The sequence below is a fragment of the Okeania sp. SIO2F4 genome, assembly GCF_010672385.1.
Classification (GTDB): Bacteria; Cyanobacteriota; Cyanobacteriia; order Cyanobacteriales; family Microcoleaceae; genus Trichodesmium.
Map to the genome: position 1 here is coordinate 1 of NZ_JAAHGT010000391.1, position 8,477 is coordinate 8,477.

The following is an 8,477-nucleotide window of genomic DNA, read 5'->3' on the forward strand; positions in this document are numbered from 1 at the left end:
AAAATAAAAATTAATAAAATTTTAGTAATTCTATTTTTTAGCATAAAAAAATTATGATTTATTGATTGGGATCGTCAACATAACCCCCCATAATGATTGGCTCATTTTTTGAATTTCACCCACATTCAAGGGTTTGGCCGAACGTACTCGGAATGTCCCAGTCCAGAAGTTTTATCTGGGTTTGGACTTTAACGAAACCGCCCCAATGGGATTTCGGTTGCGGGAAGGAAACTATATTGCAGTGCAAGTTCCTGATGAAACCATAATTCAGTGGGATGGTAGATGGATTTACGATCGCAATTTAGGGACGATTGTTCACAAAGCGGATGGCTCACCCCTGGAATATAATTATCTGGTTTTTCGGGTTAGTCGTTATCAAGATTAGTTCAACAATTAATAATTAATAATTAATAATTAATTATTACCTCTCCTTGAAAACGGATAGGATTGAGGAACAGGAAAAATTTTTTCTTTTTTACCCTTAAAAGGGGAGGCGCATACCCACAATTTATCGGTAATATAAATTAGGGAGGAAACCAAATGTCTGAAGAATTTTCTCATGGTTATGCTTTACTCATTGGTGTGGGAGAATCGGCATATAAACCTTTATCTTTACCCGTTACAGTTAAAGATACTCAAGCTATTTATGCTGCGCTGATTGACCCTGAATTATGTGCTTATTCAGAAAACAAAATTCGAGTTCTGAATAACAAGGAAGCAACAAAAAACAATATTTTAGAAGGGTTGAAATGGTTACAGGAATCAGCAAGTGCTGATAAGGAAGCGACAATATTTGTATATTATTCAGGACATGGTTGGTTGAGTAAAGATGACAATCGTTACTATTTATTGCAACACGATATTAAAGTGAGAAAAATGCCGGCTTCTGCATTATCGGCTGAAGTTTTTACTGAAGCTCTGCGACAAATTTCAGCAGAACGTTTATTAGTTGTCATAGATAGTTGTCATGCTGCGGGAATGGCAACCTCTAAAGACCCAGAAGAGATTGTCCGTGAAGTCGAGAAGTTAGATGCAGAGCTTTTCGATGATTTTGATGATTTCAAGCGTGTTTCTCCTTCTAAGGGATTAGTTGAGCAGTTAAAACAAGGAAAAGGACGAGTTGTGTTTACGTCTTCTAGGGGAGAGGAGAAATCTTGGATACATCCAGATGGGTTATATAGTATCTACACCAATCATTTTTTAGAAGCTTTACAGGGTGCTGCCAATAAATCTGGTGATACAGAAGTGAAGCTTTCTAATTTGATGAATTATCTTAGCAAAGCTGTACCTGAAAGTGTGGGTAAGTTTTATCAAAGAGAGCAAACTCCTAATTTTGATATGGCAACAGAAGATTTTGTGATTGCTAAACTTATGGGTGGAAAAGGTTTTAAGGGATGGGAAGACGAACAATCTCAAGTAGAAGAGAAGATTAAAGAGCTTGTTGGTGTAAATATTACAGCAAAAGGTGATGGTGCAGTCGCAGCTCAGAATTCTGAAGTTGTTACTGCTTCGGAAAATTCTACCGCTTTGACTGGTTCAGGAAATATGGTGGGCAGTGATAATCAAGGAAATGTATTTGGCAACAACAAGACAGTTGAACAGAACCGTAGGATGGTTCAAAGTCCAGATCAAAGTTCTGATGATAATTCTGTTAAATACAACATCAATATTAACACAGGAGAAAATATTAAAATTGGTGACCAAAGTCACGGTAATTAATCCGTTGAATAATTCTAATTAAAGCTCGTAGTAGGGCTTTGGCTCGAACTATAGATAGGGCTAAAGCCCTACTACAAACATATCGCTAAACAATATTTTGATAAAAAATGGCAATTTCTAATAATCCTAATGACATTATAAATCGCATTCGATCGGGTAATTGGAATGATTCTGACCTGGAATCTTTGCGTCAATTGCTCCATAATAATGATAATGAAACTCTACAACAATTAGGGAAATTTAACGTTTCTATTGATGAGGGTAGAGAAATTCATATAGGCGATCGCAACTATTTTAACTGGAGCGATGAAGCTATTCAAGCGGTTGTAGAAGTGGTTCAACAGGGGAAAGCTGTTGCAGTTTTCAATCCTACTGGGAAAGTTACTATCTACAACTACAACAATTATTATCGAGAGGAAACAACAACTGCCTCAGTTGATACGACAGAGGAAACAGATAATTTATCCTGTCCCTATCGAGGATTTAGCTTTGGTCTAGAAGATGCTAAATATTTCTTTCTTAATAATGCTAGATTACAAGGAGAAGAAGGCGATCGCCAAACAGGAAGTTTTTATACTTATAATGTTTGGTTAGAAGATGTATCTCTAGAAAATTCCCATGATTATACTGAAAATAATCAACATATTCAACAATATACTATCGTGGGAAAATGGTATTCAAAAGTTTACAAAGAAATTAATATCTTTAGTGTAAGAGTTGATAAACCTTGGGGACGTAATAAAGCACTAAATGGAAACTTTACAGTTAAAGTTGAAATTATTAATGGACGAGTTACTAATATTAAACCTGATGTAGCTCGACATGATGATAGTGCAAATAATTATGCAGCAGAGAAAACCAAACAATTAATTCAGTCAAAAATAAGTGAGGTATTGCAAGTTTTTTAACTAGGACTTATGCAGAAACCGGGTCGATCAATTTTGCCGTTTGAAAGACAATCTTCAGGGCAATAAACCCGGTTTCTTATACCAATTTGTTAAAGATGTGGAAGAGTTTAATCCCCCCAAGCATAGCTTGGAAAGGGGAGCTTAAGAATTATGGTATTAGTTGCTTTCCGTAAATCCTATTAACTCTAACGATCGACATTCTCTTAATAAAGAATAGTTTAGATAAAAGATGGCAATTTCTAATAATCCCAATGACATTATAAATCGCATTCGATCGGGTAATTGGAATGATTCTGACCTGGAATCTTTACGTCAATTACTCAAAAATAATGATAATGAAACTCTACAACAATTAGGTAAATTTAATGTTTCTATTGATGATGGTAAAAAAATTCATATTGGCGATCGCAACTATTTTAATTGGAGCGATGAGGCTATTCAAGCTGTTGTAGAAGTGGTTCAACAGGGGAAAGATGTTACCGTTATTAATTCCACAGGGAAAGTAAGCATTTACAACTACTATAACTATTACCGAGAGGAAACAACAACTATCCCTGATGAGACGACAGAGGAAACAGATAATTTACCCTGTCCCTATCGGGGATTATTTACCTTTGGCCCAAAAGATGCCGAATATTTTTTTGGGCGAGAAGTGTTTATTGAAGAACTCTATCAAGCTACTCAGACAAAGAGATTTATTCCTGTTCTTGGTGCATCCGGCAGCGGTAAATCTTCCGTTATTTTTGCAGGATTAGTTCCGAAGCTACAACAGGAGGATAATTGGCAATTTACCCACTTTCGTCCCGGAACAGATCCATTTTATGCTCTTGCTCAAGCATTAGTTCCACTCTACACACCAGACTTAAATCCAACTCAACTCATTATTCAAGCTGACGAGTTATCCAACTATTTAAAAGATACAAAAAAGACTAATCAATTACTAAAAGTTTTTGAGCAAATACAACATAATCATCCTCAAAGTCGGACTTTATTAATTGCCGACCAATTTGAAGAACTTTATACTCTTTGTAGCGACGAACAAACCCGCCGGAATTTTCTAGATATTCTCTTAAATACATTTCAATCTTTCAAGGAACAATCTTCTTTATCGACTCTATTAATTGCTACGATGCGGGCTGATTTTTTAGGAAATGTATTGTCTTATCGACCATTAGCAGATGTCTTGCGAAATGGGGATGTAAAAATCCGTTCAATGAACGAAAAAGAACTCAGAGAAATTATTGAAAAACCCGCTCAAAATTTAGGGGTTAATTTTGAAGCAGGATTAGTAGAACGCATTTTTAAAGATATAGATAAAGAACCAGGAAATTTACCCTTATTAGAATTTGCTTTAACAGAACTTTGGAAAAAACGCCAAGGTAAAAATTTAACTCATAAAGCTTATAAAGAAATTGGTCAAGTATCAGGTGCATTAACTCGTTATGCTGATGAAAAATATCGTCAACTCAAACCAGAGGAACAACAAAAAGTCCACCACATTTTTGTACAGTTAGTGCGTCCAGGGGAAGGAACAGAAGATACTCGACGAGTCGCTACTAAAGCTGAATTAAACGAAAACAATTGGAATTTAGTCAAAAAATTAGCCGATGCACGGTTGGTTATTACCAACCGTAGAGTTGTCACCCGCGAACAAGAAGACAATTCAGAGCAACAGCAAAAAACAGAACAAGAAACTGTTGAAGTCGTCCATGAAGCTTTAATTAGAAACTGGAGTCAACTGAGAGAATGGATGGAAGCAGACCGAGAATTTCGTGCCTGGCAAGAACGAATGCGGGGGATAATGGTTCATTGGCAGGAGATGCAGCGCGATGGGGAACAATTATTGCGAGGGGCGGCACTTGTTCAAGCGGAGGAAAAACTCAAAGAGCGTCAAGAGGAACTTTCTGAAGCTGAACAAGAGTTTATTCGGTTGAGTCAAGAACAGCAAGAAAAGGAATATAAGCAAAAACAACGCCAACGTCAACTAACATTTAGTGGACTGGTCGCATTTTCTGTAATAGTTTCCCTTCTTGCTATTAGGACTTTTATTGGAGAGCAAAATGCCCTAATGAGAGCTGAATTTGGTAATTTAAAAGCACGCTTTGCTGCTACTCAAGATTTCAATGCACTAATTGAAGGTATTAAGCTTGGGAAAAATTTAACAAAAGCTAACTGGGCAGAAATTAAGACCCGCATTCAAGGTATTGATATGCTGCGAGAGATGGTTTATTGGCAAGGTTTCAAGGAGTACAATAGCTTAGATAGACATACTACAGAAATCAATAGTGTAGCTTTCAACCATGATGGTAAATTAATTGCTTCAGCAAGTTCTGACACAACTGCCACAGTTTGGAGAGAGGATGGTACTGTTGTAACTACTCTTAGAGGACATACTAATAAAATTTATAGGGTAAGATTCGGATATCATCTAGCTTATGGAGATGAGGAACTAATTGCTACTGCCAGCAAAGATACAACAGTAAAAATTTGGACGCTAGGTGGCAATTTAGTAGATACCTTAGAACACAATTCTCCAGCTTATAGAGTTGCTTTCAGTCGTAAAGGCGATCTAATTGTAACTGCGACTAAAGATGGCACTGTAAAATTTTGGAAATTTGATGGCAGCTCGTTTCAAATATTCAAAGAGCATAAAAGACATAGCAAAGAAGTCAGGAAAATTTCCTTTAGTCGCAATGGAGAACTAATTGGTACTGCTAGTTATGATGGTACTGTCAACCTTTGGAAATCCGATGGTAGCTTCTTTAAAACTCTCACAGGACATCAAGGACATAAAGTTTACAGTGTTGCTTTCAGTCCCAATGGCGACCTAATTGCTACTGCTAGTGCTGATAAGACTGTTAAACTCTGGACATCAGATGGCAATTTGTTAAACACTCTTGAAAAACATAAAAAGGATGTTTTCAGTGTTGTTTTCAACCCGGATGGCAAGTTAATTGCTTCTACTAGCTATGATAATAATGTCATACTTTGGAACCGAGATGGCCATTTAGTAAATATTCTGGAAGGACATAGCGATAAAGTTTTCAGTGTTGATTTCAGCCACGATGGCAAGCTAATTGCTTCTGCTGCTGCTGACAACACCATTAAACTCTGGAAACCCAACGGTAACTTAGTGGACACTCTTGAGGGACATAGCAATCCCATTTACAATGCTGTATTTAGTCCTAATGGCAGTCTAATTGCTTCGGTTGGTAAGGATAAAACTGTAAAACTTTGGAAAAAGAATACGGTAAAGGACACATTTAAAAGATATCATTGCCGACGTATTGCTTTTAGTCCCAAAGGAGATTTAATTGCTTTGGCTTGTTACGATAGGAAACTCTATATTTTAGACTATCATGCTCTCTTAAAGTCTAATGATACTCGTATTGCTTCTGGAATAAGTAGCAAAGGTCTCAACAGTGTTGCCTTCAGCCCCAAGGGTGATTATATTGTTACAGGTAATGCAAGTGGTATAATTGAAGTTTGGAAATCTGACGGCAGTTTGCTTAATAATTGGAAAGGACACGATAAAAATATTTACGACATTGCTTTTAGTCCTGATGGAAATCTAATAGCTACTGCTAGTCGCGATCGCACAATAAAACTCTGGAAACCTGATGGAAGTGAAGTAAAGACTCTCTCAGATAATAGCCATAAGGTTCTGAGCGTTATCTTCAGCCCCACAAAAGACCTAATTATTTCAGGAAGTTACGATGCAAAACTTAAATTCTGGAGACAAAATGGCATTCCCTTAAAGACTCTCGAAAAGCATGAAGATAGGATTTATAGTATTGCCTTCAGCCCCAAAGGCGACCTCATGGCTACTGCTAGTGCCGATCAAAGCGTCAAACTTTGGAAACCAAATGGCCGTTTTTTAAGGAGTCTCGAAGGTCATAGCAATTTAGTTACGGGAGTTGCTTTTAACCCCAAGGGTAATATGATTGCATCTACAAGTCACGATAAAACAATCAAACTCTGGAAACGAGATGGAACTCTAATACATACCTTACTTGGCCATAATCACCTGGTCGAATTTCTTGCTTTTAGCCCCAACGATGATATTCTCCTAACTGTTAGTGACGATAAAACCCTCAAACTTTGGAACTTAAATCTTGACGATCTGCTAGTACGCAGTTGTAATTGGGTGAGCGACTACCTGAAGAATAACCCCAATGTTAGTGAAGAGGATCGTCGTCTGTGTGGAATAGAACCTTCTGCAACAGCTTTCTTTTTACAGGGCGAGAAATTGGCAGCAGATGGTAACATTGATGAAGCAGTTTCTGCTTTTCAAAAGGCAGTAAAACTTGACTCTAACTTGAGTTTAAATTCAGCAAAGAGTCTCGTTTTTATTGGAAAGACATTAGTCACACAAGGTCAAGTTGATGAAGCAATTTTAGCTTATAATCAGGCTCAAGAATTGGATTCAGATTTAGAAATTTCTGCTGATGATTGGAATTATATTTGCTGGAAAGGTAGTCTGAATAACCAAGAAGAAAAGGTAATGTTTTCCTGTGAAAAAGCAGTTAAAATTGCCCCTGATAATGGATTAATTCGGAATAATACAGGTTTTGCCAGAGCATTAATATCTGATTTTAATGGTGCTATTGAATAGTTTTAAGTGTTTATTAAATCGACTGATAATGCAGAAAAAAAAGCACAACGACAAGCTTGGATTGAATCTCTGAAAAAGAAAGAAAATCCTTTTACATCAGAGGAATTAGAGAACCTTCGTTAAGAGTAAATAGCGTAGGTTTGGTTGAGGAATCGAAACTCAACTTTAATAAAATAATTTTACAAATGAGTGGTTGGGAATTCTGATCAAATATAGAAACTATTTGGTCTCTTTTAAATTAATTTTCCTTTCTACAGCATTCGCGCTCGAAATTATGACTATTTTTAGTTGAATAAATAGTCATGCCCATGGGCGAATGAACCCATATAGTTTGATTATATCAGAATTTTTGTGAGGATGCAACTGAAATTCCTTTGACCCGCCGAATTTTTTTCAGGAGCTTCAGAGAATGAAAATGTTTGTGCTTTTCCCACTAAGGATGGATGGAAGTATTCGACGATCGGAAAAACAAGCATTGGAGCTTCACAAGATGAAAATATTTCTGGTATTGCTTGTGGGGAAAATTCCTGAATATTTGATGGTTTCTCAGCCAGCAAATTTAGTTGAATAAAAAATCATGCGTATGGGCGAGTAGACCCATATAGTTTTTATTATATCAGAATTTTTGTGAAGATGCAACCGAAATTCCTTTGACCCGCCGAATTTTTTCAGGAGCTTCAGAGAATGAAAATGTTTGTGGTTTTTCACTAAGGATGGATGGAAGTATTCGACGATCGGAAAAACAAGCATGGAAGCTTCACAAGATGAAAATATTTCTGGTATTGCTTGTGGGGAAAATTCCTGAATATTTGATGGTCTCTCAGCCAGCAAATCTAGTTGAATAAAAAATCATGCGCATGGGCGAGTAGACCCATATAGTTTTTATCATATCAGAATTTTAGTGAGGATGCAACTGAAATTCCTTTGACCCGCCGAATTTTTTCAGGAGCTTCAGAGAATGAAAATGTTTGTGGTTTTTCACTGATATAGTCAGGACTTACGCATGAGGTAGGAAAAACTAGGATTTGAGATTGCTTAAGAGTCGGTCGCTTCGGACGAAAATACGTTGCAGGTGCGTAAGTCCTGATAGTTAGAAATTTTCCCACCCATCTAATACTTAGATTAGCCTTCATATTACTTTGAATCACTTTTCTATACTCACTCTTACGCTTCACACCTTTCAACTGTTCCACCAAACCCTTATCCTTAAAAAACTGAATCGTCGGTGTAGACAA

7 protein-coding genes are annotated in these 8,477 nt (G+C 36.9%); 6 read left to right on the top strand and 1 reads right to left on the bottom strand.

Translation table 11 applies throughout. The annotated features are described in order from the left end of the window. Positions 1-133: 133 nt before the first annotated feature. The 6 genes from F6K22_RS22560 to F6K22_RS22585 all read left to right on the top strand — a co-directional run bounded on the left by F6K22_RS22560 (position 134) and on the right by F6K22_RS22585 (position 8,087). Positions 134-385, top strand: coding sequence for a hypothetical protein (locus tag F6K22_RS22560; protein ID WP_293102967.1), 252 nt, complete (start codon positions 134-136; stop codon positions 383-385). A 155-nt stretch (positions 386-540) separates the two neighbouring features. Further along, the gene (locus F6K22_RS22565) at positions 541-1,719 is read left to right on the top strand and encodes a caspase family protein (protein ID WP_293102970.1); all 1,179 of its coding nucleotides are present in this window, start codon (positions 541-543) and stop codon (positions 1,717-1,719) included. Positions 1,720-1,826: 107 nt separating this feature from the next. Further along, entirely contained in the window at positions 1,827-2,627 is an 801-nt protein-coding gene (locus F6K22_RS22570; RefSeq protein ID WP_293102973.1) for a hypothetical protein, read from the top strand. A 229-nt stretch (positions 2,628-2,856) separates the two neighbouring features. Then, complete coding sequence (locus tag F6K22_RS22575; protein WP_293102976.1) at positions 2,857-7,242, top strand: nSTAND1 domain-containing NTPase; 4,386 nt, start codon at positions 2,857-2,859, stop codon at positions 7,240-7,242. A 409-nt stretch (positions 7,243-7,651) separates the two neighbouring features. Next, positions 7,652-7,813: a hypothetical protein gene (locus tag F6K22_RS22580; RefSeq protein ID WP_293102979.1), complete on the top strand. Its 162-nt coding sequence runs from the start codon at positions 7,652-7,654 to the stop codon at positions 7,811-7,813. A gap of 79 nt (positions 7,814-7,892) precedes the next feature. Further along, entirely contained in the window at positions 7,893-8,087 is a 195-nt protein-coding gene (locus F6K22_RS22585) for a hypothetical protein (RefSeq protein ID WP_293102982.1), read from the top strand. Positions 8,088-8,132: 45 nt separating this feature from the next. On the opposite strand, the gene F6K22_RS22590 is transcribed toward F6K22_RS22585, so the two are convergent. After that, positions 8,133-8,477: thioredoxin domain-containing protein (locus F6K22_RS22590; protein ID WP_293102984.1), on the bottom strand; the 345-nt coding region annotated here is incomplete at its 5' end.